The sequence below is a fragment of the Photorhabdus kayaii genome, assembly GCF_025384895.1.
GTDB classification, from domain to species: domain Bacteria; phylum Pseudomonadota; class Gammaproteobacteria; order Enterobacterales; family Enterobacteriaceae; genus Photorhabdus; species Photorhabdus kayaii.
In genome coordinates, this window is sequence record NZ_JAJAFZ010000036.1 from 24,242 (window position 1) to 49,489 (window position 25,248).

Genomic DNA, 25,248 nt, shown 5'->3' on the forward strand with positions numbered 1-25,248 from the left:
CCTTATCGGTGGCTTCGATGTGAAAACCTGCATAAATAAAATTGAGCTATAATATCTACTAAAATATCAATGTATTAACAAAATAATTCAACCACACCAGCGAAACACTAACTCCCTTCACTATTTTGGCAAACTCATTAAGTGGACATGAACACCATAACTATAGTGCTTTAATGTCCACTTGAAATCCATAGGGTATAAATTAATGATGAATTAGCTCTAACGAATACAACGTTACCGTTGAAGGTTTAGCGCCTTTATCTACCAACGTCAATTTATTATTATCTATAGACACATTAATCTGGTTAGTCACCTCTGGTGGCGTTATTTTTTCCAGCGATCCACCTTGCTGAATACGATACGCTTTAACTTTAAATTTCTTGCAACCTATATGATCAATCACCACTGTAACGCCTTGGTCACTATGAGTATAATCGCGAGTTTTAGGTCTTAAAAGAGAATCTAGTGGAAGTTGTTGTACCGGATCTTTTTGCACTACCGCATTATTAGATTGGATGGTTGTCGGATCAACACCGCCAAACCATCTATTCTTACTACAGGTATCCGTTAATTGATCTAATGTTCGGCTAGCATCCAAATAGTATTGTCGATATAAATCCGCAGGAACGGGGGCTACACTACCATCAGAAAAACTCTTATCTACTTTATAATTTGCTGCAAGAATATTAATTTTATTACCTGATTTATTTTCAGCCGCTAAAACCGTTAAGCCGGTTGAAAAATCCTTTTGACCACTTAATATATAAGGTGTTTTTAATATTTTAGTAAAAAGACCAAAAGATTGAGCTGAATAGGTACAGAAATTTCTGACGCTTGGGTTTTTAGGACTAGGTTGATCATTAAACAAACCAAAAGATAAACCATCCCCACGATAATAATGAGCCAGGTCAACTTTGGTATATTGCATATAAATCAATGAGGAGGCGATATATGCTGCGTTTTTAGGACTCTGCACTTTGGTAAATGTATTTCTCGACCCAAAAGGACTAGAGTTCCACTCAGTACAAATACTCTCTGTCTTAGTAAAGCCATAAGTATGCAAACTTTTCTGAATCGTATTACCCATATCAATAATGTTTTGTGGGTCTCCAGTATCAACGTATCCATGCCAGGAAAAGAAATCTAACGGTACATTATTATCCCGACAATATCGGAAAAATCCATCAATATAATATCCTCCTGCATGATTACTAAACGAAATACCTGCACCACCAACTTTAGCATCAGGATCAACCGCCTTAATTACTCTCACTATTTTTTCATATAATTGATAATACTTTTGTGGATCATCCGTATTCCAGAAAAACAGCAAATCAGGCTCATTCCAAATCTCCCAATAGCTTATTTTTCTCGGCAACCCAATGCCGGCATAGTTTACACCATAACGATTCACCAAAGCTTTAACTAATGCTGCATAAATATCAAAATCCTCTGGTATTTCATAACCGCCATCAAGTGAACGACCAATACGAAACAGAAGTTGTCGCTGAATATTATCTGGGTTCAGATCTGCTTGATTATTCAGAACATCACGCAGATAAGCATCCGTCATTTCATAATTGGCATCTTTTAATGCAAGATTCACATCATGATTTCTCATTCCGATAGCCGCATTAGGAAAAATACTTCTGACATTTGCAATATCAGCAACAAGCTTTTTAGCCGCGGGTTTCTTCTCCTCCGGCACATTGATAATCATTTGATCTTGATTATTTTTCCTATCCACCTGGAAATAATTATCCATATCCCCAATACCAAAGCCGTCATGCAGCCGGACATGTGTCACTCCCATCTGATTAAATTGATTATCTAAATCAGGGAAACCTGGCGCTATCGATTTAGGAAGACCATTGACGCCATTAACCGCTTTAAGACGTGAGTTATACCCTGCTGATAAATCTCGATGATTTTTATTAAATGAAAAAACTTTAGTCATAATACCCTCTATATTAATTAAGATATTGTGTCCCTATAAACAAAAATAATATCAAAGAATAAATACATTTATCTGATAACTCAATAACAATAAATGAATGGAAGACCTAAATAATAGTTAAATATCACTTTCAACTACACCTTAAAACTCTCAGCTATTACTTTGAATTTATTGAATTAAACAAACAATGACATTAACACAATTATTTACAAAAATAAAATTGACTCTGTGACTTATTTAACCGAAAAATCATTAAAAGAGAAAAAGATATATTAATCAACCAAGAGTGATGATAATAACAATGATAAAATAGCACACAATAAAACCATACAGAAAGTAGATTATATTTAAAAATATCGTACAAAAGATCATTGACCCATATTAAAAACATATTTCCAACTTTAACAAGTCACCATAAAATATAAAAACAATATAATTCAATTAATTACTATCAAAATGGCTCTTTTCAGAGCCTATCAGATTAAAATAATTCTATTTTTCATTGATTAATTGATCGGGGGAGATAATTTACTATAATATTTCTATTGCATATAAAGTCAATTATCATCTAGCTCTAATGAATATAATGTTACCGTTGCAGGCTTCGCTCCCTTATCCACTAGCGTTAATTTATTATTAGCTATAGACACATTAATCTGGTTAGTCACTTCCGGTGGTGTCATTTTTGCTAGCGATCCACCTTCTTGAATACGGAATGCTTTGACTTTAAATTTTTTATAACCTATATGATTAATTACCACGGTAACACCTTGGTCGCTATCAGCATAATCACGATTTTTAGCTCTCAACATATTATTATCCGGAAATGGCTTAACAGGTTCATGTTGTACTACCGCGTTATCAACGTGAACGGTTGTCGGATCAACGCCACCAAACCATTTATTCTTACTCCAAGTATCCGTTAATTGATTCAGTGTTCGGCTGGTATCCAAATAGTATTGTTGATATAAATAATCAGGGGCTGCATTACCATCGGCAAGACTCTTATCGACTTTATAATTTGCGGCAAGGATATTTATTTTATTTCCTTCGGTATTCTCGGCTGCCAAAACAGTTAAGCCTGTAGAAAAATCCTTATTACCACGTAAAATACAAGGTGTTTCGAACATTTTGCCAAACAGGTAAAAAGATTGAGCTGAATAGGTACAGAAGTTTTTAACACTTGGATTTTTAGGATTGGGCTGGTTGTTAAACAAACCAAAAGATGAGCCATCTCCTCGATAATAATAAGCTCTATCGACTTTTATATATTGCATATAAATAAACGTGGAAGCGATATATGCCGCATTTTTAATACCTTGCACTTTTGTATATGTATTTTTTGTCCCAATAGGACAAGAATTCCATTCAGTACAAAAACTTTCTGTACCGGTAAAACCATAAGTATGCAAACCTTTTTGAACCTTATTCCCCACATCAATAATGTTTTGTGGGTCTCCAGTTTCAACGTACCCATGCCAGGAAAAGAAATCTAATGGTACGTTATTATCTCTGCAATACCGTAAAAAACCATCAAGATAATCTTCTTGTGCTCTATCAACAAACCCAATACCAGCACCACCGACTTTAGCATCAGGGTCAACAGCTTTAATTATTCTTGCAATTTTGGCATATAATTCATAATATTTTTCAGGATCATTACTATTCCAGAAAAAAATTAAATCAGGTTCATTCCAAACCTGCCAATAGGTTATTTTCCTTGGCAAACCGATTCTGGCATAGTTTAATGCGTAGCGATTCACCAACGTGCTGACTAATATTGCATAAATATCAAAATCTTCTGGCATTTCATAACCACCGTCACCGGTACGTCCAATACGAAACATGATTTGTCGATGAATATTATCCGGGTTTAGCTCAGCTTGATTGTTCATAATATCGCGCAGATAAGCATCAGTCATTTTATAATTAGCCTCCTTTAATGCAAGACTAATATCATTATTTCTCATCCCGGCAGCCGCATTGGGAAAAAGGCTTCTGATATTTGCAATATCAGTAAGCAATTTTTTAGCCGCAGGTTTATTTTCTTCTGGGACATTGACAATAATTTGATTGCGATCATTGACTCTATCCACTTGGAAATAATTATCCATATCCCCAATACCAAAACCATCATGAAGCCGAATATGGGTAATTCCCATCTGATTAAATTGATCATCTAAATCAGGGAAGCCAGGGACCAAAGATTTAGGAACACCATTGACACCATTAACCTCTTTAAGCAATGAGTGGTGCCCTGCCAATAAATCTCGACGATTTTTATTGAATGAAAAAATTTTAGTCATAATAAACCTCTATATTCATTAATAATGATATTGCTATAAACAAAGTGATATAAAAGAATAAGTATATCTTTCTGACAACTCAACAATAATAAATGAATCGAATACTTAAATAACAATTAAATATCAATTTTAATCATATCTTAAAATTAATTTACATTAGTTTTAATTTATTTTAGTAATCAATAATCACATAGATATAATTATTTTTACAATAATCGATCCTATGATTTATTTAACAAAATCAGCACAAAATAACATATACTTCAATAAGGAATTGATATTAATAACGAAGGTAAAAAAACATAAAATAAAATCATATAGTAAGTAAATCATATTAAATAATATCGCATAAAATCATTAATATATATCAGGCTAATTCGCTTAAATAATCTCGGCAAGCCTCTTTTGCAATAACGACATAAATACGGTTAATTTTGCTGGCGGGTGAGCAAGCGCCCGCAGTAAATAAATATCTTCTTTACGTCCATCTGGATCATCAAATAGAGGAATAAGTTTTTCAGAACGAATATCTGCTGATACCGCCCAATTAGGCAGAAGCGCTATTCCAAATCCACTCACTGCGGCCATTCTCAATGTTTCAAAGTCATCACTGCGAAAGATCCTGTTATCATCGTTGAAGTTAATAACACTGCGATAGCGTGACCAGCAAATACCTGCGGGGTCATGATGTTTATCAAGCAAATAGTGCTCACCCAGTTCAGTAAGTATTGTCGGTGTTCCATGCCTTTGAATATAGCCTGGGCTGGCACAAATAATCCAAGTTTGTGTGGCGATACGTTTGGAATAAAGTGTGCTGTCCTTTAACTCACCAATACGAATAACTATATCGAGACGATCCCTGACCGGATCAGTCAAACGTTCTGTTTGATCAAGTTCAACCCGAATTTTAGGATATCGAGTGAATAGTTCTGCTAGCATCGGAATAATATGTTGACGCCCAAACGTTGGCAGGCAAGCTACACGTAATGCCCCTTGCGGTTCGCCATTCAACGCCGCTAACTCAGCCTGAACATCAACAAGATCATTGATAATACCTTGCGCCCTTGAAAACAAAATCTCCCCTGCGTCAGTCAGCGATAAACCGCGGGTAGAGCGAAAGAATAGTTTTGTCTCTAACACCTGTTCAAGGTTGTCTATCTGACGTGTGATAGAGGATGCAGCCATACCTTGCAAACGAGCAACGGCAGAAAAACTCTGTGAGCGGACAACATGAATGAATGTTGTTAGCATATCGGTACGTAATAAATCTTTCATCGCAATTTTTACCTATACATTTCATATATTATAAATAATACGCAACATCTGGTAGCGCTATCATTTTTGCATTCTATGCAAAACAATTTCGTTCGCTCTCTTTATTCCCACGCTCTCAAGATAATGCCAAAATCATTTCATCATAATTCCGGCCAAATGCTGAGAGTTCCCATGTCAAATACAGCAATAAAACCAAATCCTATTTCTTCCGTTTCTCTTATCTTATTATCCGCTGCTTGTGGTTTTGCTGTAGCGAATATTTATTATAATCAACCATTACTGCCAATAATTGGGACAAGTTTTAACGTTAATGGTTCAATATCCGGCTGGATCGCGACACTAACGCAGATTGGCTATGCGGCGGGGCTTCTCTTTTTTGGGCCACTTGGAGATACGCTAAGCCGTCGCAAACTGATTTTCTGCCTCTTAATCGGCAATATAATCAGCCTTATCTTATGTGCCACAGCACCAAATTTTACATATCTTCTGGCAAGTAGCCTGATTGTGGGGCTAACTTCTATTTCAGCACAAATCATTATTCCCGCCGTATCCGGCTGGGTAATACCAGAAAAGCGTGGCCGAGCGGTAGGAAGTCTGATGAGTGGCCTTTTTGCCGGAGCACTGCTTGCCAGGGCATTGAGTGGTGCAGTCGGAGAGCATTTCGGCTGGCGTGAAATGTTTATATTGGCCGCTTTAATCGATATATGCCTATTTTTTCTGGTCTGGTTTGTGTTGCCAGAAATAGAAACACCACACACGATGACTTACGGCCAACTTCTTATTTCACTCGGTAAATTAGTAAAACAACAACCCCTTTTGCGTGAGGCCGCATTATCCGGTTTTCTCCTGTTCGCCGCTTTTAATACGCTATGGGGCTCGCTGGCCTTATTACTTTCCCAACCACCTTACGGATGGGGGAGTGATATTACAGGTCTTTTTGGTTTGACGGGCATTGTAGGAATGCTAGCTTCACCCATAATAGGTTCGTTGACAGATCGCTTCGGTGGAAAGGCCATTGTTGCCGCAGGCGCTTTATTAGTAACACTAGCCTTGTGCCTAATTAGCGGCACGAGCCACAGTATTCTATTTTTATTCGTTGGTATTATTCTGTTAGATCTTGGCAGCAGAGCGGGTTTAGTGGCAAATCAAATACGGTTATATACATTATTACCTGATGCCCGTAGTCGGCTTAATACCATATTTATGACCTGCTATTTCGCCGGTGGCGCAATAGGTTCCTCTTTGGGAGCTGTCGCAGCATGGCATTTTTCTTGGTATGGCGTCGCTTTCAGCGGCGGAGGATGCGCATTATTAGCCGCGCTGTGGGTTCTGTTTAATCCAAAGAGCCACAAGCAAATATGATTTTACACACTGTGCCCAAGCTATCTTTTGCGATAGATTGCCACCAGCCAGAAGATAACTGGTATCACGGTATTAACCAGTAGAAACACCCCCTACCGAAATAGCCATAGCCTTAAAGAGGCTTGAGGAGTTGAATGATGAGCATTAAAGGTGTCCCATATTCCGACGTTAAAGCTGAACTGCTTGCTGATCCAGAAGTTCACACCCTTTATATGGCTGAGAAAAAAGAAGAGGAGTTGAAGGAGCTTCTTCTTAACATGCGTAATCAGGCAGGATTAAACAGCACCCAGGTTGCCGAACGAATGGGGATCACTCAACCGCGCTTTCCAGCGCGGTTCTTCAATGGAAGAATCAGTGACAATTAATCTGATGAAACCGCTTCCATCCCTACCAAGCCCACTTTCAGATAGCCCGATTTACGCAAAGAATCCATCACACTCATTAGTGTTTCATAATCCACGGTTTTATCAGCCTGAAAGAAAATGGTTGTCTCTTTATTGGATTGGGTCGTCTGATCCAATACCGTCGCCAAAGTATCATAATCGACCTGTTGATCTCCGACATAAAGCTGGCGATCAGCTTTAACCGTCAAGAATACCGGTTTTTCTGGACGCGGCTGCGGTTTTGCCGATGAAGCAGGTAAATCCACTTTAATATCAACGGTTGCCAGTGGTGCTGCTACCATGAAGATAATCAACAACACCAACATCACGTCAATAAATGGTGTGACGTTGATTTCATGCAATTCGCCACTATCATCCAGATCTTCATTAAGACGTATTGCCATAAATCACCTTGTCTTGCTATTTGCTAAATCCAGATCACGGCCAAGCAGTAATATTGACTGTGCCGCCATGTCACCAACCCGACCCCGGTAAGCAACGATCACACGGGCGAAGATGTTATAAATCACAACGGCAGGGATCGCTGCGACCAAACCAAGTGCTGTCGCTAACAAGGCCTCCGCAATACCCGGCGCCACAACCGCGAGGTTAGTTGTCTGTGAGTGGGCAATACCAATAAAGCTATTCATGATGCCCCACACCGTACCAAACAGACCAACGAAAGGAGAAATCGCCCCAATGGTTGCCAGATAGCCATTACCACGCCCCATATGACGGCTGATAGCCGCAACGGAACGTTCCAAACGGAAAGCGGCACGCTCTTTCGTGCTATTCAAATCAGTGCTCTCAGAAGATAATTGACGTTCTGCCTGTACTTCACTCAGCAACAAGCGGCTGATACTGTGTTTGCTGAAACCTTCGGCAATTTCCGTAGCCTGATCAAGGCTATTCACGTCCGTTAAAGCGAATTGCTCTTTACGTAAACGACGGCCAGCCGCTATCAGTTCAGTACCTTTTGAGAAGAACAGAGCCCAAGTAATAACAGAAGCAATCACCAAGCCAATCATCACAGTCTTAACCACAACATCAGCGTTCTGATACATCCCCCAAATAGACAGATCAGTAGCAAAGCCACTGGAAAGGCTGGCTTCATCAGCAGGAACTTTAGGTGCAATCTCATCCGTTGCAACCGGCGTCACTTGGGTGCCTTCCGTCGCAGATGCCGTTTGCAGCGCAATCTGATTTGCAGGTGGTGCAGTTGCATCCGTCACCGCCGGGGGGGATGCCGGAATAGCCCCTGCAATCTGTACGGTTTTCGCCGTGTTATTGGTCTCTGTTGCAGATGCTGGTGCTGTATCAGCCAATGCCGAACCTGCCAGCCCGAGCGCTAATATTATTGAAGCAGTCAAATTTCGCATCAGTTGGCCTTTACTCCCTTTGCTATAAACCTTGTTATTTAGCAGTGAATTACTTTTCGTCATCTCACTAACCTTATTTATACTGAGTCTTTGCTCATCTTCACCAGATTGAATGAACATGCAGGCTGATAATATCAAACCTTAAGTGATTTGATAGTAATTATCATTATTGTTTAATAAAAAAGTATTACCCCTTCACAAAATAAAGTTAAACACCCCCTACTCACAGGTAATGAGATGAATTTTCGTCAAGTTGTTCTAATCCCTTTGTACAAAAAGGTCTAAATCTTTTAACGTGTTAACTCTATTTTTTTACACCATTTCAAAAATTGAAGTGTTCTAAGGTAGCAACGGATCATGGCAGAAAAAAAACTGGAAACTTCACTGGTCAATGCTGGTAGAAGCCAAAAATTTACTCAAGGCGCAGTCAATCCCATCATTCAACGAACATCATCGGTGATCTTCGATTCTGTCGCCGCCAAAAGACATGCGACGCAAAACCGGGACAAGAGCGAACTGTTTTATGGCCGCCGTGGGACACAGACTCATTTCTCTTTTCAAACAGCAATGGCTGAACTGGAAGGTGGCGCCGGCTGTATGCTTTACCCTTCTGGTGCTGCCGCGATTAGTCATACCATTCTCGCTTTTGCCGCCGCCGGTGATCATATTCTATTAACCGGTTCAGCTTATGACCCGACGCAAAGTTTCTGTGACAAAATATTGTCACGGATGAATATTACCACCGATTATTTCGATCCCATGATTGGCGAAGAAATTGCTGATCTGATTAAGCCCAATACCAAAGTGGTGTTTCTTGAATCTCCAGGCTCCATCACGATGGAAGTACAGGATATTCCCGCTATTATCCGTGCGGTACGGCGCGTCAATCCAGATATTGTCATCATGCTCGATAATACTTGGGCAGCAGGTGTGCTGTTTAAAGCGCTAGAATTCGGCATCGATATTTCGATTCAATCAGGCACCAAATATATTATTGGTCATTCAGACGCAATGTTAGGTATTGCTGTGGCTAATGAACGCTGTTGTGTACAACTGCGAGAGAGTTCCTATTTGATGGGACAAATGGCAGATGCCGATACAGTTTATATGGCCAGTCGTGGATTACGGACTTTAGCTATTCGCCTGAAACAGCATGAAAAAAGCAGTATTGAAATCGCACGCTGGCTGCAACAGCGAACCGAAGTCGCCGCAGTCTATCATCCGGCTCTGCCTTCCTGCCCCGGCCACAAGAATTTCATCCGTGATTTCAGTGGCAGTAATGGCTTGTTCTCTTTTCAATTGAAAGAGAAATTAACCCCGCAGCAATTTACCGATTATCTGGATAATTTTCACCATTTTAAAATGGCATTCTCATGGGGCGGTTTTGAATCCCTGATCCTAGGTTATCAACCAGAAGAGATAAAAATGATGCGCCAGTACGGTGCGCCACAAAGAACGGGCACCCTGTTCCGCCTGCATGTCGGGCTGGAAAATGTTCAAGATTTGATTGATGATCTCACAGAGGGATTTAGTCGAATTTCGGTTGATTAATTTTATTGTTATTCAATGTAATAAACTGAAAAACTTAACGCTTGGAAGTCAACATGAAACAATAATATAGATATTGCCAGTACAATGCATTTGCATTACACTTCGTTGAACAGATTCTCAAATCAGCATAACGAGGTAGAAATATGCACGCATTACCAAGTGTTGAGTTCGAGGTTGGTGCAGAATCCAAACTTACCCGTCGCAGCCAGACAACCATCCCAACATCTGTTCGTAAAGCGCTTAAGCTAAAACCAGGTCATGACAGTATCGCATATAAGATTTTATCTTCCGGTGATGTACTTATCAGTCGTAAAAATAGTGAAGAAGAAAAAGATCTTGTCATGGAATCATTTCTGAACTTTCTGGCAAAAGACATTCAGAAATATCCTGAACAAGTACAACAATTAGATGAACAACTCATTAACCGGGCGAAGTCACTTATCGCTGGAATAGACATAGATCTGAACAACCCATTATCTGCTGACGATGAGTAAAGAACTATGTATGATCGAGTGTGTGTAATAAACGGATGGGCTCTTTTTGCTCATCCATGCTTTATAGAACAATTAAAACAAGCAATAGATAAGGTAGTACAACTTCAGCAAAAATATCCAAATGACTACTTGAAAAAAAATGATACAAAACGCCTGGCTGCAATCATAAAACTCGTTACTGAAATTATTCCCAATGACCCAGCTAATATAGCCTTTCGTTTAGGTGACACATTGGGTGGAAAAAGAAAACACTGGTTCAGAGCAAAATTTTTCCAACAATATCGCCTTTTTTTCCGTTTCCACGCCGAAAGTAAAATTATTATCTTTGGCTGGGTAAATGACGAGAGAACAAAAAGAGCATATGGTGATAAGCATGACGCTTACAAAGTATTTGGTGAAATGCTTAACGTTGGACATCCACCGGACGATTGGAATTCTCTTTTAAAAGAGTCTATTGATTCACCACATTTAACTGAATTTATTAATGATGAGGATATTCTGGATGTGGTTCGTGAGCGTACCAAAAATCCAGCAAAGCAGATCAGAATTAATCTAGATGAAATTTAACATCGATTTTGATGAGCGAGCCTTAAAATGTACTTTGAAAAGGTTGCGATGAATCGCTCCTTTTCTATTTTTTTAACTTTTATTTGATGGTTATGTGCCCCAATTGATTCATTAGTATCAGCCATTAATTTTCCCTTATAAGGGATAAAGCCAAGCCATGCCAAAGCTTTTACTGTAAACTGACTTTATATATACAGATGAAATAAATTTATTTTATATACCCTATGGATTTCAAGATGCATCGCGACGGCAAGGGAGCGAATCCCTGGGAGCATAGATCACGATGTGACCAGAGTGAGTGAGTGCAGCCAACAAAGAGGCAACTTGAAAGATAACGGGTATAACAGTTACAGGATAAGCAATGGAAGTACTAAACGAAATCATGCAGGCATTATGGCAGCATGACTTTTCTAAACTTGCCAACCCCGATGTTCTCTGGATTATTTATGGCATTCTATTCGTGACACTGGTTCTGGAAAATGGCTTATTACCTGCCGCTTTTCTGCCTGGTGATACTCTGTTAATCCTTACCGGTGCATTAGTTGCCAAGGGAGTCATGAGTTTTATCCCAACCGTTTTTATATTAACAGCGGCGGCAAGTATCGGTTGCTGGCTCGGCTATCTTCAAGGGTTATGGCTTGGTGATACCAAACGGGTTAAAGATTGGCTGGCACAACTTCCTATTCAGTATCGCCAACGAGCTAACGAGCTGTTTTTCAAACATGGTTTGGCCGCGTTACTGATTGGCCGTTTTTTGGCTTTTGTCCGCACTCTGTTACCAACATTGGCTGGTATATCCGGTCTTAACAGTAAACGCTTTCAAGTTTTTAACTGGTTGAGTGGCTTGCTATGGGTTGTCATCGTGGTCGGTTTTGGTTATCTCCTCAATCAGATCCCGTTTATTAAAAATCACCAAGATTTGGTGATGAATATTTTGATAATTTTACCCATAGTGCTGTTGTTAAGTGGTTTAAGCGCCTCTCTGTTAATGTACTGGCGCCACAAGAAAATATCGGCGATAAAACGTAAATAAAAGTCATCATGGTTTACAAACAGCAGCAGGGTTTTTATCCTTAACTTAATGTACCAATATTATATATACCCTATGGATTTCAAGATGCATCGCGACGGCAAGGGAGCGAATCCCCGGGAGCATAGGTAACTATGTGACCGGGGTGAGGGAGCGCAGCCAACAAAGAGGCAACTTGAAAGATAACGGGTATAGGCTAAGGGCTCAGCACTAAGTGATATTGTTGGTATCGATGCGCCACCAAACCGGTTAATTCATGTGTTTGGCCATGGACTGATCACAATACATGGCTTAGATCACGCCAATTGTATTACTTCCTTCAATTACGCTTAATATCAACTTAATATCAATCGCCATAATTTTAACTGATATTTTAAGTCTATCTTTTTATAGGAGTTAGTAATGGATAATCAACCTATTATCAGACTTGCTGATGGGAATCACATGCCACAATTGGGGCTTGGATCATGGGCCGCCGATGACCAGCAGATAGCAGAAACAATCCATGCTGCACTGGATATCGGTTATCGGGCAATTGATACCGCCGCTATCTACAACAATGAGACAGGCGTAGGCAACGCGTTACAAGAAACAGATATCCCCCGTGAAGATATCTTTGTTACAACTAAATTGTGGAATGACAAACACCTTGATGCCCGTGCTGCCTTGGCAGAAAGTCTGGAAAAGTTGCAACTGGATTATGTTGACCTTTACCTCATTCACTGGCCTGCACCACCGCAAGATCAATACGTCGGTGCCTGGCAACAATTGATTGAATTACAGAAAGAGGGGCTTATTCGCAGTATCGGTGTTTCTAACTTCCAACCTGAACATATCCAGCGACTGATAAATGAAACCGGCGTTCATCCCGTCATTAATCAGATTGAGTTGCACCCGCTGTTACAACAACGTCAGCTTCATGCCTGGCATGCCACACATAATATCGTTACCGAATCCTGGAGCCCGCTGGCACAAGGTGGTGAAAACGTATTTGATAATCAACTGGTTCAACATCTGTCACAAAAGTATGGCAAAACACCCGCGCAGGTTGTTATCCGCTGGCACATTGATAACGGCATGATTGTGATCCCAAAATCAACCACGTTATCGAGAATTAAAGAGAACTTTGATGTGTTCGACTTCAAACTAGAAAAAGAAGATTTGACCGCGATGACTACGCTAGATATAGGTAAACGTCTGGGACCAACCCCTGAAATATTCGTTGATTTCAGTGAATTCATTCAGCTTCTTGAGCAAAATAATGCTAATAATCAGTGCTGAAAAACGGCTGATAAAATTGATAGGGTGATAGTGGGCAAAACAGAATTAAAACGTGCGCGGCATCAATGCCGCGCCCCAATTTTGCTGAGCTATTTTCATGGTTCTACCGATTATCACTCATCTGGTTTTTTCCATTATTGATTGGCCGGTATAGTCACTAACTGCCCAACAGAGCCGTGATCGGCCATTTCCAGAATCTGACTGTAATAGAGGAATGGGAAGTGTTCATAAGAGGGCTGGTTCATATAAACCAGCAACTCCACCCGCCCATCAACCCAAACTGTATCCTTCCAACCATAATCTTGCGGTTGAGGGGCCTCACCGTTGTGATTAATCACCTTAAACTGCACACCTTCAATATGGAATGGTTGTGGAGCAGAGGCATTTACGATCCAACGCTCCCACGTTCCTTGCTGGCTAGTAATATCCACCCGATTCATATCCCATAACGCACCGTTTATTCCAGGCGTATTATCATCAAGATAAATTTCCCGGTTACGGATTGCATTGGAAACTGGTGTAACATCATCAACCAGACGAGATGGGAGATTATCTGTCACCAGAGATAATAAACCGGTTGCTTTAATGGTCAGAACAGTGCTGGAAATCAACACGGTAGAGGATTCAAACAACCCACGTAACTTATCAAGTACCCCGGCTGATTCACCTGCGGTAACAACAACTTCATCCTCTTTGGACATATCAATTAATACCTCACGCCGTTCTCCTGGCGCAAGGGAGAGTTGCTGAACGGCTATCGGAGCAGGTAACAGCCCCAAATCAGTGCCTATCATATAGAAAGGACGGCCATCACCAATCTGTAACTGATATCGGCGGGCATTGGATGCATTGAGTAAACGTAAACGGATCCAGCCACGAGATACCTCAATAAAAGGATTCTGTACGCCATTAACTAACAGAGTATTACCGATAAATCCACTATCAGAGGCCGGCTGATACTCAGGAACTCCAAAGTTATCCAACCGTTTATCTTGAAGAATAACCGGGAAATCATTAACACCATAGTGTTTCGGCAACGGCAAATGGCGGCTGATTTCATCTTCTACCAACCACATACCAGCCAAACCTTTATAAACATGTGGTGCCATCCGATTAGGTGTATTGGCATGATACCAGCAAGTTGCCGCCTGCTGACGAATAGGCAACACTGGCGACCAGCCAGACCCCGGAGAAATCTGACGGGCAACCCCACCGGTCAACGTACCCGGTAATTGTAATCCGCTGACAGTCATCGAAACCGGCTCCGCTAACCGATTACTGTATATCAGTTTGACATCATCGTTTTTATGAACCCGTACAGTCGGACCAAGGTATTGACCATTAATTCCCCATACACTGGTTTTATATTGTCCATCAAAAGTCCAATGCGCTTTTTGTAAAGTCAGAAATAACGGCTGCCCACCACGGGATTCCAATAAAGGAGGAACCGGCAAAGCAGTCTGCTGATTTTTGCTGGCTCGAACCAATAGAGGAGCGGCTCCGATACACATCGCCAAGCCTGATACCTGAATAAATTGGCGCCGACTAAATGACATATTTTCTCCGCGACAAACCTAATTAAATTCCGGGTCTATATGTCTCAAAAATAGTTGAGACACTGCAATCATTCACCCCGGAAGCGAATAACTCATTATTGAAGTTATTAAAGCTTATTATCCTTTTGATTGCGCTTAACAAAAACATTATTTATCAAGCGCTCATCATAACGCGAATATGGAGGGAATTAAACTATCTGAATGCATTACACGAATCTCTCTCGGTCAGCGTCAGTACATGTCATTTCAAACTAATAATAAATTGTGGTCATAGACAACGAACAAAAATCCTCACATATACTAAATATGTGAGGATTAAAGTACGCTTAAAAGCTATCGCCTTTGTCAGGCCCGCATTTTATTATAGAGTGGCCTCAAATAACCGATTATGAGTACTTACCCTATTTCTCCATTGCAGCCAATTCTTCATCCAATGCATCTATTTTAGCTTTCATCACCTTATGACAATATTCTGCCAACTCACGCACCTGCTCTTTGGTATAGCCAGAAGTATCAATGGGAGGCAACATTTCAACAATGACGGAACCATTATTCCAACGATTCAGCTTAATACGTCCATTAGTGATGGAAGAAACGCAGACCGGGACAATCGGCACTCCCGCAGAGATCGCAGCATGAAAAGCGCCAGTTTTAAACGGCAATAAACCACGACCACGACTACGTGTCCCTTCCGGAAACATCCAAACAGAAAGACGACGATTTTTAATCTGCTCCACAACTTGGGTAATCGTGCCATGTGCTTTGGCGCGGTTAGCACGATCAATCAGAATATTGCCAGCCAACCAATAAAGCTGACCAAAAAATGGGATCAGCACCAACGTTTTTTTACCGACTGTCACTGTGCCCGGCTGAACCGCATTGGACATAGTTATCATGTCATAGTTGTTTTGGTGGTTGCCAATGTAGATACTCGGACCATAATGCCTGGCTTCAGCAGGAATACGTTCAATAATTTTGACGCCAAATATTTTTGACAACCGACCAAACATATTACCAAACACCATAACATGGTCAGGGTGACGTGGTCTGAATAAACAGTAAATAGCGCCAGAGACACACACTACAATCGAAAACAGAATAACAATAATGCCGCGAATAATTGCTAACATAGCCGCCTCTTATAATCCCATTATTTAATTACGTTAGTAGCAGAAGGTGGGGTCTCAACCTGAACCCGTTCAATACGCTGCAACCCACGAGGCAGAGGTGTTCCCTTACGACCACGTTCTGCACGGAATTTCTGAAGATCTTCAGGACGCAGCGTCAATTTACGCTTTCCAAAGTAAAGTGTAATAGACGATTGTGGCGGTAGTATCAATAACCAACTCAACAGGTCATTTTCTGCGGCTGACTGAACAGAAATTATCTTATTCCCTTTCCCTTTAGAAAGTTGCGGCAAATCTGCAACCGGGAACATTAACATCCGGCCTGCGCTGGTAATTGCCAATAGCATATCATCCTGCGGGTTATTTATTTCCAGCGGCGTCATGACGCGAGCATTTTCCGGCAATGTAATCAGTGCCTTACCTGCTCGATTTTTAGCAACCAAATCACTAAAAGTACAGATAAAGCCATAACCAGCATCAGAGACCATCAGAAACTTCTGCTCATCCGGCGCCATCAGTACATGCTCTACCGTTGCCCCCGCGGGTAAAGTCAATTTACCCGTTAGTGGTTCCCCCTGCCCTCTGGCAGAAGGTAAATCCCGCGAATCAAGCGAGTAACTGCGACCTGTTGTATCAATAAAAACAACCGGCTGATTGCTCTTACCACGAGCCGCACCACGGAAACTATCACCTGCTTTGTAATTCAGCCCGGCCGGATCGATATCGTGGCCTTTCGCACTACGAACCCAACCCATCTCGGACAATACGATTGTCACCGGCTCAGAAGGTGTGATGTCATGCTCACTCATCGCTTTGGCTTCATCACGTTCTCTCATTGGAGAGCGACGCTCATCACCATAAGTGGCCGCATCAGCCATGATCTCTTTCTTCAACAGCGTATTCAGTTTGCGCTCAGAACCCAAAATCGCCTGTAACTTATCGCGCTCTTTTGCCAGCTCATTCTGTTCGCCACGGATTTTTACCTCTTCCAGTTTCGCTAAGTGGCGTAATTTCAGCTCAAGAATGGCTTCCGTTTGCGTCTCACTTAAACCAAAACGTGACATTAATACCGGTTTTGGCTCATCTTCACTACGGATAATGTGAATGACTTCATCAATATTGAGAAATGCGATCAGTAAGCCTTCCAGCACATGCAGGCGCTTAAGGACTTTTTCCAAACGATGGTTCAGACGCTTACGAACTGTTTCCCGGCGGAATACCAACCATTCAGAGAGGATCTCAACCAGCCCTTTCACGGTCGGACGATTATCCAATCCAATCATATTCAGGTTGACACGATAACTCTTTTCCAAATCTGTAGTGGCAAACAGATGATTCATCACCTGCTCCAAATCAACCCGGTTTGTACGAGGGACAATAACCAGACGAGTTGGATTTTCATGATCAGATTCATCTCGTAAGTCATCAACCATAGGCAGCTTTTTAGCCCGCATTTGGTTAGCGATCTGTTCCAACACTTTGGCACCAGAAACCTGATGCGGCAGCGCAGTGATTACGACATTGCCATCTTCTTTTGACCAAACAGCTCGCATCCGTACCGAACCACGGCCATTTTTATAAATCTTACGGATATCTTCGTGAGAAGTGATGATCTCCGCTTCAGTCGGATAATCAGGACCTTTAACGTGTTCCATCAGATCATCAAGGGAACTCTGCGGCTTATCCAGCAGCGTGATTAGTGCATTCGCCACTTCACGCGCGTTATGGGGCGGAATATCTGTCGCCATCCCCACCGCAATACCGGTGGTGCCATTCAACAAAATATTTGGCAAACGCGCCGGTAGCATTTTCGGTTCCTGCAACGTACCGTCAAAGTTTGGCACCCAATCAACTGTGCCGTGCCCTAACTCAGTCAACAGTAACTCGGCATATTTGGACAGGCGAGACTCGGTATAACGCATTGCGGCGAAAGATTTGGGATCATCCGGCGCGCCCCAGTTCCCTTGCCCATCCACTAAAGGATAGCGGTAAGAAAATGGCTGCGCCATTAACACCATAGCTTCATAACAGGCGCCATCACCATGTGGATGGTATTTACCCAGTACATCACCCACGGTACGAGCGGATTTCTTAAATTTGGCGGTATTGTTCAACCCCAGTTCTGACATGGCATAAACAATACGGCGCTGAACCGGTTTTAAACCGTCACCGATAAAAGGCAACGCCCTATCCATGATGACGTACATGGAGTAGTTCAGGTAGGCGTTTTCAGTAAATGAGTGGAGCGGCTGACGCTCCACGCCATCATGAGTTATCTCACTCATTCGCTAATTTCCTCAGAATCTTTTTTGACTATCCCTGTGGGTGTTACACTTCAATGTCTACCGTATCGCCCTTCTCTTGCAGCCAGTTACGGCGATCTTCGGAACGCTTCTTCGCCAGAAGCATATCCATTATAGAGAAGGTTTCCTGGTAGTTTTCATCATCGATAGTCAACTGCACCAGACGACGGGTATTCGGGTCTAACGTTGTTTCACGCAGTTGCATGGGATTCATCTCACCCAATCCTTTAAAGCGCTGTACGTTAGGCTTACCCCGTTTGCGGCTTAGACGATCCAACACCGCACTTTTTTCCTCTTCATCCAGTGCGTAATACACTTCTTTACCTAGATCAATACGATATAGAGGCGGCATTGCCATATAAACATGGCCGTTCTTAACCAATGTTGGGAAATGGCGGACAAACAGGGCACACAATAGCGTCGCAATATGCAAACCATCTGAGTCTGCGTCTGCCAGAATACAGATTTTGCCATAACGTAACTGACTGAGATCGTGGCTATCCGGGTCGATACCAATCGCGACAGAGATATCATGGACTTCCTGTGATGCCAGCACTTCGTCTGAAGAAACTTCCCAAGTATTCAGAATCTTCCCTTTCAGCGGCATAATGGCTTGATATTCACGGTCACGCGCCTGTTTTGCCGATCCCCCCGCAGAATCTCCTTCTACCAGAAACAGTTCGGTAAAATTGAGATCCTGTGATGTGCAGTCAGCCAGTTTTCCCGGTAATGCCGGGCCACTGGTCAGTTTTTTACGCACAACCTTTTTCGCTGCACGCATTCTACGTTGTGCACTAGCGATCGCCAGTTCAGCCAACTGCTCTGCTTCCTGAACGTTCTGGTTTAACCATAAGCTGAAAGCATCTTTGACAACACCAGAAACAAAAGCGGCCGATTGGCGCGAAGAGAGGCGTTCTTTCGTCTGACCCGCAAATTGCGGGTCCTGCATTTTTACCGACAGAACATAAGCACAGCGATCCCAAATATCATCAGCAGAAAGCTTCACACCACGCGGCAGAATATTGCGGAATTCGCAAAATTCACGCATCGCATCCAGTAATCCCTGACGCAACCCGTTTACATGTGTTCCCCCCTGCATCGTCGGGATGAGGTTGACATAACTTTCAGTCAGTAGCTCTCCCCCTTCCGGCAACCAGAGTAACGCCCAGTCAACCGCTTCGGTTGCACCACTGAAAGTACCGACAAAAGGCGCTGCCGGCAATGTTGTCAGGCCATTAACCGCAGCCATTAAATAGTCGGTTAGACCATCGGCATAACACCATTTCTGTTCGGTATCGTTGATCTTATCTTTAAAAACAATTTTCACTCCCGGACATAAAACGGCTTTCGCTTTCAGCAAATGGGCCAAGCGGGAAACGGAGAAACGAGGGCTATCAAAGAAACTTTCATCAGGCCAAAAGTGAACACTGGTACCGGTGTTGCGTTTACCACAACTTCCGATTACTGTCAGTTCCTGCACTTTATCGCCATTCTCAAAAGCAATCTGATAAATCTGACTGTCGCGGCGAACAGTGACTTCAATCCGCTTGGACAAAGCGTTAACCACCGAGATCCCCACACCGTGGAGACCGCCAGAAAACTGATAGTTTTTATTCGAAAATTTACCACCGGCATGTAAGCGGCTCAGGATCAACTCAACCGCTGAAACGCCTTCTTCTGGATGAATATCAACCGGCATGCCGCGGCCATCATCAATGACCTCCAGTGACTGATCGCTATGAAGGATCACTTCAATATGTTTAGCGTGACCGGCCAAAGCTTCATCCACGCTGTTATCGATCACTTCCTGTGCCAAATGGTTCGGACGCGTTGTATCAGTGTACATTCCCGGACGACGGCGAACCGGTTCCAGACCACTGAGAACTTCAATGGCATCTGCGTTGTAACTAGATTGAGTCATGTTGTAATTCTGTTGGTTGCTTCTTGATTAAAGGGCTAATCAGTTTTGTATACTGTTGATAATACCAGTCGTTCAAACATTTTTGGCAAGTTTTTTCTCGCCATCACTAGAAAGCCCAAGAAAGTTGATGATTTGTGGGAAATAGTGTTCAAATCCGATAAAAGAATGATTACCACCAGATTCAATAGTTTGCTTACATAATACCAGATAAGCAACCGCTTGGCGGTAATCCAGCACCTCATCTCCGGTTTGTTGCAATAACCAGATAAGATCCGGTGACTCCAATGGTTCAATCCGCATGCTTTTGAGATCATGAATATGGCGCGATTCCAACGTATATCGTTGGTTAGTATAGGGGTTAATATTTTCCCCAAGATAATCCCGCAGTAATTCAAACGGACGCACGGCTGGATTGACGACCACAGCGGGCAAGCTGAAACATTGTGAAAGCCATATCGCCAAATAACCACCGAGAGAAGAACCAACGATACCCAAATCATCCCCGGCATGCTCCATCACCAGATTTTCTAGCAACTCAGCCGCTTCTTCAGGATAAGGGGGTAACTGAGGCACCAGCATGTCAATTTCAGGATGATGCTGATACAGCCACGCTTTTAAGGCATTGGCTTTTGCAGACTGCGGAGAACTATTAAAACCGTGCAAATAGAGTAACGTTGACATCAGACCGTGCCCCTCAATTGTGCATAAATACCACCGGCCACTATGCTCCTGTGCGACATGCCACAGATGGTGAGGCTTGGCAAATCCAATAAGCAGAGAGTAACACAGCAATACAAGGAGACAAACACAACCTAATATCCATCCGAATCTAAATCAGGGCAGAACTCATTACTTGCCAATCTATAGACCTGGGTTGTCAGACCAAATTCGCCATTATCGGCAACAGACAATTCGAGATAACGCCATCCCGGAGCAACAGTATCAAGCATAAAATTGGTACAATGTGGTTTGAATTGCAAACATGTTGATGGTGTCGCCATCATACGGATGCCATTCCAATCCAGATCCATCTCTTGATGTATATGCCCACAAAGCATCGCCTTAACCCGTGAATAACTTTGCAGATACTGGGCCAGAATATGTGAATTACGCAAACTATGCTGATCCAGCCAAGTACAACCTGAAGGTAATGGATGATGATGAAGCAAGATCACCGCGTAACGTTCAGGGTACCTATCCAGGCACTTTTTCATCCATTCAAGCTGATATTCCGACAACTCCCCGTGGGGCACGCCCTGCACCTGACTATCAAGCATCAAAAGTTGCCAGTGCTTACCGACTAAAATCTGTTTCGACGGAGAAACGCCAGCCGCCGCCAAAGCATCCACCATCGCAGGCTGGTAATCATGATTGCCGGGCAACCAGACACAAGGTGCCGGTAAACGAGCAATGCCATCAGCAAAATGTCGATAAGCTTCCAACGACTGATCCTGCACCAAATCACCTGTCGCTACGATTAAACCAATATCAGCATTTTGTTTAAGGATGGCATCCAGCACCGCTTGGTAACTGCGATAAGTATTGATACCCAATAAAGTATCTTCTTTGCTGGCAAAAAGATGCGTATCTGTTATTTGCAATATTTTGGCTGTGGTTCCCTCTACCACAGGCAGTTCAAACTGGCTTTCCAAATGGTTTCCTTGTCCTATAAGTCATCGACGAGCATCATAACTCGTTTTAACGCAAGAGATCTGCTGACTGGCACACACTTCCCTTTTCTCGGTTAAAAATTAGGAATCATCTGAATTCCATTCTTTTTTTAACTTTTCATGGTGTAATGCCAGCCATTGTATCGCAATAACTGAAGCAGCATTATCAATAATTCCCTCTTCCATCCAATGATAAGCTTGTTCACGACTGACTACATGCACCCGAATATCTTCATGTTCACCAGATAATCCATGAATACCGGTAGCTGTCGTCGCATCCACTTCCCCCACCATCACAGAGATACGTTCCGTTGTTCCTCCGGGACTGGAGAGATAACTCAACACGGGTTTGCAACGTTTAACTTCGATTCCTGCCTCTTCCATCGTTTCGCGGCGCACCACCTGTTCCACATCTTCGCCCTCTTCAATCATACCGGCAACAATTTCCAGTAACCACGGCGTTGCTTTCGTCTCTATTGCCGGAATACGTATCTGCTCTATCAATACAACCTCATCACGATGTGGATCATAAGGCAACAATGCACCGGCATGGCCCCGCTCAAAAACTTCACGGCTAACCTCTTCACTCCAACCACCGGCAAACAAACGATGACGGAAACGGTAATTTGTCAGCTTAAAGAATCCATTGTACAAACTTTTTTTCGCGATAATTTCTATATCCTGCTGATCCAACATGACTGGCATTAACGGCTTCTTATGCATAAAATTCTCCTAAATAGTTCCTTACTTGCTAGCCACTAAGATGATATTAATCAAGCAGAGTTAAAAAATTCACTCTTTGATGGTGTAAAGTTAAGCTAAATTAAGGCAATATGGCACAAACGGCTACCTTTCGCTGATAGCATACTCTGCTAGAATCAGTAACATTTCGTTTTTCACCAAGGCAACGTAAGAGTCTATCCCAATAAGCGTAATTGGTGCAGGTCGTTTTTGTAAATGAACAGTGAACTCAGACTGTGCGCAGCACCTGAAGCATTCACTCTTTATCACAAAACATGGCAAATAAAATAGCCTAATGGGATAGACAACGAGTAAAATAGCTGTGCAATCAAGGAATTACAATGAAGAAACTGCTCTCCATTTTTATCGCTATGAGCCTGACGGGATTGAGTTCAATGGGTCAGGCTGAAGATCTTTTGCAAGTTTATAAGCAAGCAAAAGAGAGTAACCCTGAACTACGTAAATCAATGGCTGAACGTAATAAAGCTTTTGAAAAAATTAATGAATCCCGTAGCCCATTATTACCTCAGTTGGAATTAAATACTGGATACTCCTATAACAGTGGTTACCGCGATCAACGTGACACAGAAAGCAATATATTGAATGCAAAGCTTGGTTTGACTCAAACCATTTTTGATATGTCTAAATGGCGCCTATTGAACTTAGAAGAAAAAACGGCAGGTATTGCTGATGTTACCTATCAAAGCAGTGAACAAAAACTGATCTTGGATAGTGCAACAGCTTATTTCAAAGTATTGCGTACCATTGATACACTCTCCTACATTGAAGCTCAGAAAGCGGCCATTTACCGCCAGTTGGATCAAACGACTCAACGTTTTAATGTCGGTCTGGTTGCAATTACTGATGTCCAGAACGCTCGTGCTAACTACGATGACGTACTCGCTCAGGAAGTTGCCCGCCGTAATGATCTGGACAATGCACTGGAAGCTCTGCGTCAAGTAACCGGTATTTATTACCCTCGGCTAGCCTCGCTGAATATTGATCATTTCAAAACACAAAAACCAGAAGCAGTGGATATTCTGCTAAAAGAGGCAGAGAAACGTAATTTAGGTCTACTATCTGCCCGTTTAGGTCAGGATCTGGCTCGTGAACAAATCAAAGCGGCTCAAACAGGGCATATGCCAACTATCAATTTAGGCGCTTCTACCAATGTTTCAAACAGCCAGAATCATGCACCAGGCAGATCAAACAACTATAGCGGTGAAAACAGCGTTGGCCTGACGCTTAGTCTGCCAATTTATAGCGGCGGTGCCACCAGTTCCCGCGTTGAACAGGCACAATATGGTTTTGTCAGCGCCAGCGAACAATTAGAGAGCACCTACCGCAATGTTGTACAGACTGTCCGTTCTTCCTTTAACAACATCTCTGCTTCCATCAGCAGTATCGACGCCTATAAACAGCTTGTTGTTTCTGCGCAAAGCTCACTCGACGCAATGGAAGCGGGTTATCAAGTTGGTACACGCACCATTGTTGATGTACTGAATGCCACTACCAAGTTGTACGATGCCAAACAAAAGCTATCCAATGCTCGCTATGATTATCTGATTAATCAGCTAAATATTCAGCATGCACTGGGTACGCTAAATGAGAAGGATTTAGTTGCTCTGAATAATTCTCTAGGTAAACAGCTCTCAACTTCCGCTAACAGCATTGTTCAAGAAACAGCAGCACCAGCAACATCTGCTCGTAACTGATTCAGTTCTTCACTTTCACTAATTAACGGCCCGCCATAAAGCGGGCTGTTTTATTTCTTACCAACTGAATTTAGGCGCCGAAAAAAAAGCCGCTATTTTTCTTAAAAAAAATATATAAAAAAAGTAAATAAAACCAAAGAAGAAAGCGATAAAATTCATATTTAACAAGATACGACGCATAAAGGGTTCTGCTTTCATAGCAGCTTTGTACTCAGGCGCTTTAGGAGCACCATTGCGTTCAAAGAATGCAAAACGCGTCTGCCATCTTTCTGAATAATGACTCTTTTCCATACGACTTAATTTCCTTAATTAAAATAAAAAAATACAACACCAATAATATAATAACGATCCGTTATTAATTTAAGATTATATTCCTAACATAACCCATTGGAATTATTACCGAGAATAATGCAATTAGTAGATTCACTTACATAATAATCTTACTCGTTTAATTACCCTTAAATTACCATAAGTTACAGGGGCAGGATTAATATCATAAAATATCAATAACAGCACCCATTTTTTAAATTCACATATCTATTTCACAACATTAAAACCAGATTAAACAAAAATACCAGACAATCAATATCCCGCCGCCTTTTCAGCCAGGCAAAAAATTAGGCTGGCAAT

The 25,248-nt window shown here is 42.1% G+C and carries 21 protein-coding genes; 8 read left to right on the top strand and 13 right to left on the bottom strand.

The features are described 5' to 3' along the window. Positions 1-202 precede the first annotated feature (202 nt). From LGZ98_RS14075 to LGZ98_RS14085, 3 genes are all read right to left on the bottom strand, one after another. Positions 203-1,957, bottom strand: a complete 1,755-nt coding sequence (locus tag LGZ98_RS14075) for a GH39 family glycosyl hydrolase (protein ID WP_262978205.1) — start codon at positions 1,955-1,957, stop codon at positions 203-205. Between the two features lie 557 nt (positions 1,958-2,514). Then, entirely contained in the window at positions 2,515-4,263 is a 1,749-nt protein-coding gene (locus LGZ98_RS14080; RefSeq protein ID WP_113042357.1) for a GH39 family glycosyl hydrolase, read from the bottom strand. Positions 4,264-4,644: 381 nt separating this feature from the next. Continuing rightward, on the bottom strand, positions 4,645-5,538 hold the full coding sequence (locus tag LGZ98_RS14085) for a LysR family transcriptional regulator (RefSeq protein WP_262978206.1): 894 nt from the start codon (positions 5,536-5,538) through the stop codon (positions 4,645-4,647). A gap of 171 nt (positions 5,539-5,709) precedes the next feature. Between LGZ98_RS14085 and LGZ98_RS14090 the strand changes: the two genes are divergently transcribed. Next, positions 5,710-6,900: an MFS transporter gene (locus tag LGZ98_RS14090; protein ID WP_228901907.1), complete on the top strand. Its 1,191-nt coding sequence runs from the start codon at positions 5,710-5,712 to the stop codon at positions 6,898-6,900. A 137-nt stretch (positions 6,901-7,037) separates the two neighbouring features. Beyond that, entirely contained in the window at positions 7,038-7,265 is a 228-nt protein-coding gene (locus LGZ98_RS14095; RefSeq protein ID WP_228901905.1) for a hypothetical protein, read from the top strand. Here the strand turns inward: LGZ98_RS14095 and exbD are convergent. Next, positions 7,262-7,687: a TonB system transport protein ExbD gene (exbD, locus tag LGZ98_RS14100; protein WP_113042367.1), complete on the bottom strand. Its 426-nt coding sequence runs from the start codon at positions 7,685-7,687 to the stop codon at positions 7,262-7,264. The genes LGZ98_RS14095 and exbD overlap by 4 nt on opposite strands. A gap of 3 nt (positions 7,688-7,690) precedes the next feature. Next, on the bottom strand, positions 7,691-8,662 hold the full coding sequence (gene exbB, locus LGZ98_RS14105) for a tonB-system energizer ExbB (RefSeq protein ID WP_113042471.1): 972 nt from the start codon (positions 8,660-8,662) through the stop codon (positions 7,691-7,693). Positions 8,663-9,019: 357 nt separating this feature from the next. Here exbB and metC point away from each other — a divergent pair, with 357 nt between their 5' ends. From metC to dkgA, 5 genes are all read left to right on the top strand, one after another. Beyond that, complete coding sequence (gene metC, locus LGZ98_RS14110; RefSeq protein WP_113042369.1) at positions 9,020-10,213, top strand: cystathionine beta-lyase; 1,194 nt, start codon at positions 9,020-9,022, stop codon at positions 10,211-10,213. A 143-nt stretch (positions 10,214-10,356) separates the two neighbouring features. After that, positions 10,357-10,707: a type II toxin-antitoxin system PrlF family antitoxin gene (locus LGZ98_RS14115; protein ID WP_112878296.1), complete on the top strand. Its 351-nt coding sequence runs from the start codon at positions 10,357-10,359 to the stop codon at positions 10,705-10,707. A 6-nt stretch (positions 10,708-10,713) separates the two neighbouring features. Then, positions 10,714-11,274, top strand: a complete 561-nt coding sequence (locus tag LGZ98_RS14120) for a type II toxin-antitoxin system YhaV family toxin (RefSeq protein ID WP_228901901.1) — start codon at positions 10,714-10,716, stop codon at positions 11,272-11,274. Between the two features lie 361 nt (positions 11,275-11,635). Beyond that, a complete protein-coding gene (locus LGZ98_RS14125; protein ID WP_113042371.1) occupies positions 11,636-12,307 on the top strand; it encodes a DedA family protein in 672 nt (223 codons plus the stop codon). A gap of 399 nt (positions 12,308-12,706) precedes the next feature. Next, positions 12,707-13,585, top strand: a complete 879-nt coding sequence (gene dkgA / locus LGZ98_RS14130; RefSeq protein WP_262978207.1) for a 2,5-didehydrogluconate reductase DkgA — start codon at positions 12,707-12,709, stop codon at positions 13,583-13,585. Positions 13,586-13,719: 134 nt separating this feature from the next. Here the strand turns inward: dkgA and ftsP are convergent, their stop codons facing one another. The 7 genes from ftsP to nudF form a co-directional block, all read right to left on the bottom strand. Continuing rightward, a complete protein-coding gene (ftsP, locus tag LGZ98_RS14135) occupies positions 13,720-15,141 on the bottom strand; it encodes a cell division protein FtsP (protein WP_113042375.1) in 1,422 nt (473 codons plus the stop codon). A gap of 401 nt (positions 15,142-15,542) precedes the next feature. Continuing rightward, entirely contained in the window at positions 15,543-16,271 is a 729-nt protein-coding gene (locus LGZ98_RS14140; protein WP_113042377.1) for a 1-acylglycerol-3-phosphate O-acyltransferase, read from the bottom strand. A 20-nt stretch (positions 16,272-16,291) separates the two neighbouring features. Next, positions 16,292-18,553, bottom strand: coding sequence for a DNA topoisomerase IV subunit A (gene parC / locus LGZ98_RS14145; protein ID WP_113042380.1), 2,262 nt, complete (start codon positions 18,551-18,553; stop codon positions 16,292-16,294). Between the two features lie 43 nt (positions 18,554-18,596). After that, positions 18,597-20,492: a DNA topoisomerase IV subunit B gene (parE, locus tag LGZ98_RS14150; RefSeq protein WP_113042383.1), complete on the bottom strand. Its 1,896-nt coding sequence runs from the start codon at positions 20,490-20,492 to the stop codon at positions 18,597-18,599. Positions 20,493-20,564: 72 nt separating this feature from the next. Beyond that, positions 20,565-21,173: an esterase YqiA gene (yqiA, locus tag LGZ98_RS14155; protein ID WP_113042386.1), complete on the bottom strand. Its 609-nt coding sequence runs from the start codon at positions 21,171-21,173 to the stop codon at positions 20,565-20,567. Between the two features lie 131 nt (positions 21,174-21,304). Then, positions 21,305-22,144: a 3',5'-cyclic-AMP phosphodiesterase gene (gene cpdA, locus LGZ98_RS14160; protein WP_112896167.1), complete on the bottom strand. Its 840-nt coding sequence runs from the start codon at positions 22,142-22,144 to the stop codon at positions 21,305-21,307. Between the two features lie 99 nt (positions 22,145-22,243). Beyond that, positions 22,244-22,885 carry an ADP-ribose diphosphatase gene (gene nudF, locus LGZ98_RS14165; protein WP_113042389.1) on the bottom strand — a complete coding sequence of 214 codons (642 nt, stop codon included), beginning with the start codon at positions 22,883-22,885 and terminating at the stop codon, positions 22,244-22,246. A 359-nt stretch (positions 22,886-23,244) separates the two neighbouring features. Between nudF and tolC the strand changes: the two genes are divergently transcribed. Beyond that, complete coding sequence (gene tolC, locus LGZ98_RS14170) at positions 23,245-24,618, top strand: outer membrane channel protein TolC (protein WP_113042390.1); 1,374 nt, start codon at positions 23,245-23,247, stop codon at positions 24,616-24,618. A gap of 57 nt (positions 24,619-24,675) precedes the next feature. Here tolC and LGZ98_RS14175 read toward each other — a convergent pair whose 3' ends face one another. Further along, positions 24,676-24,909 (bottom strand): DUF2628 domain-containing protein, encoded by a 234-nt coding sequence (locus LGZ98_RS14175; protein WP_113042392.1) that lies wholly within the window; start codon positions 24,907-24,909, stop codon positions 24,676-24,678. Positions 24,910-25,248 lie beyond the last annotated feature (339 nt).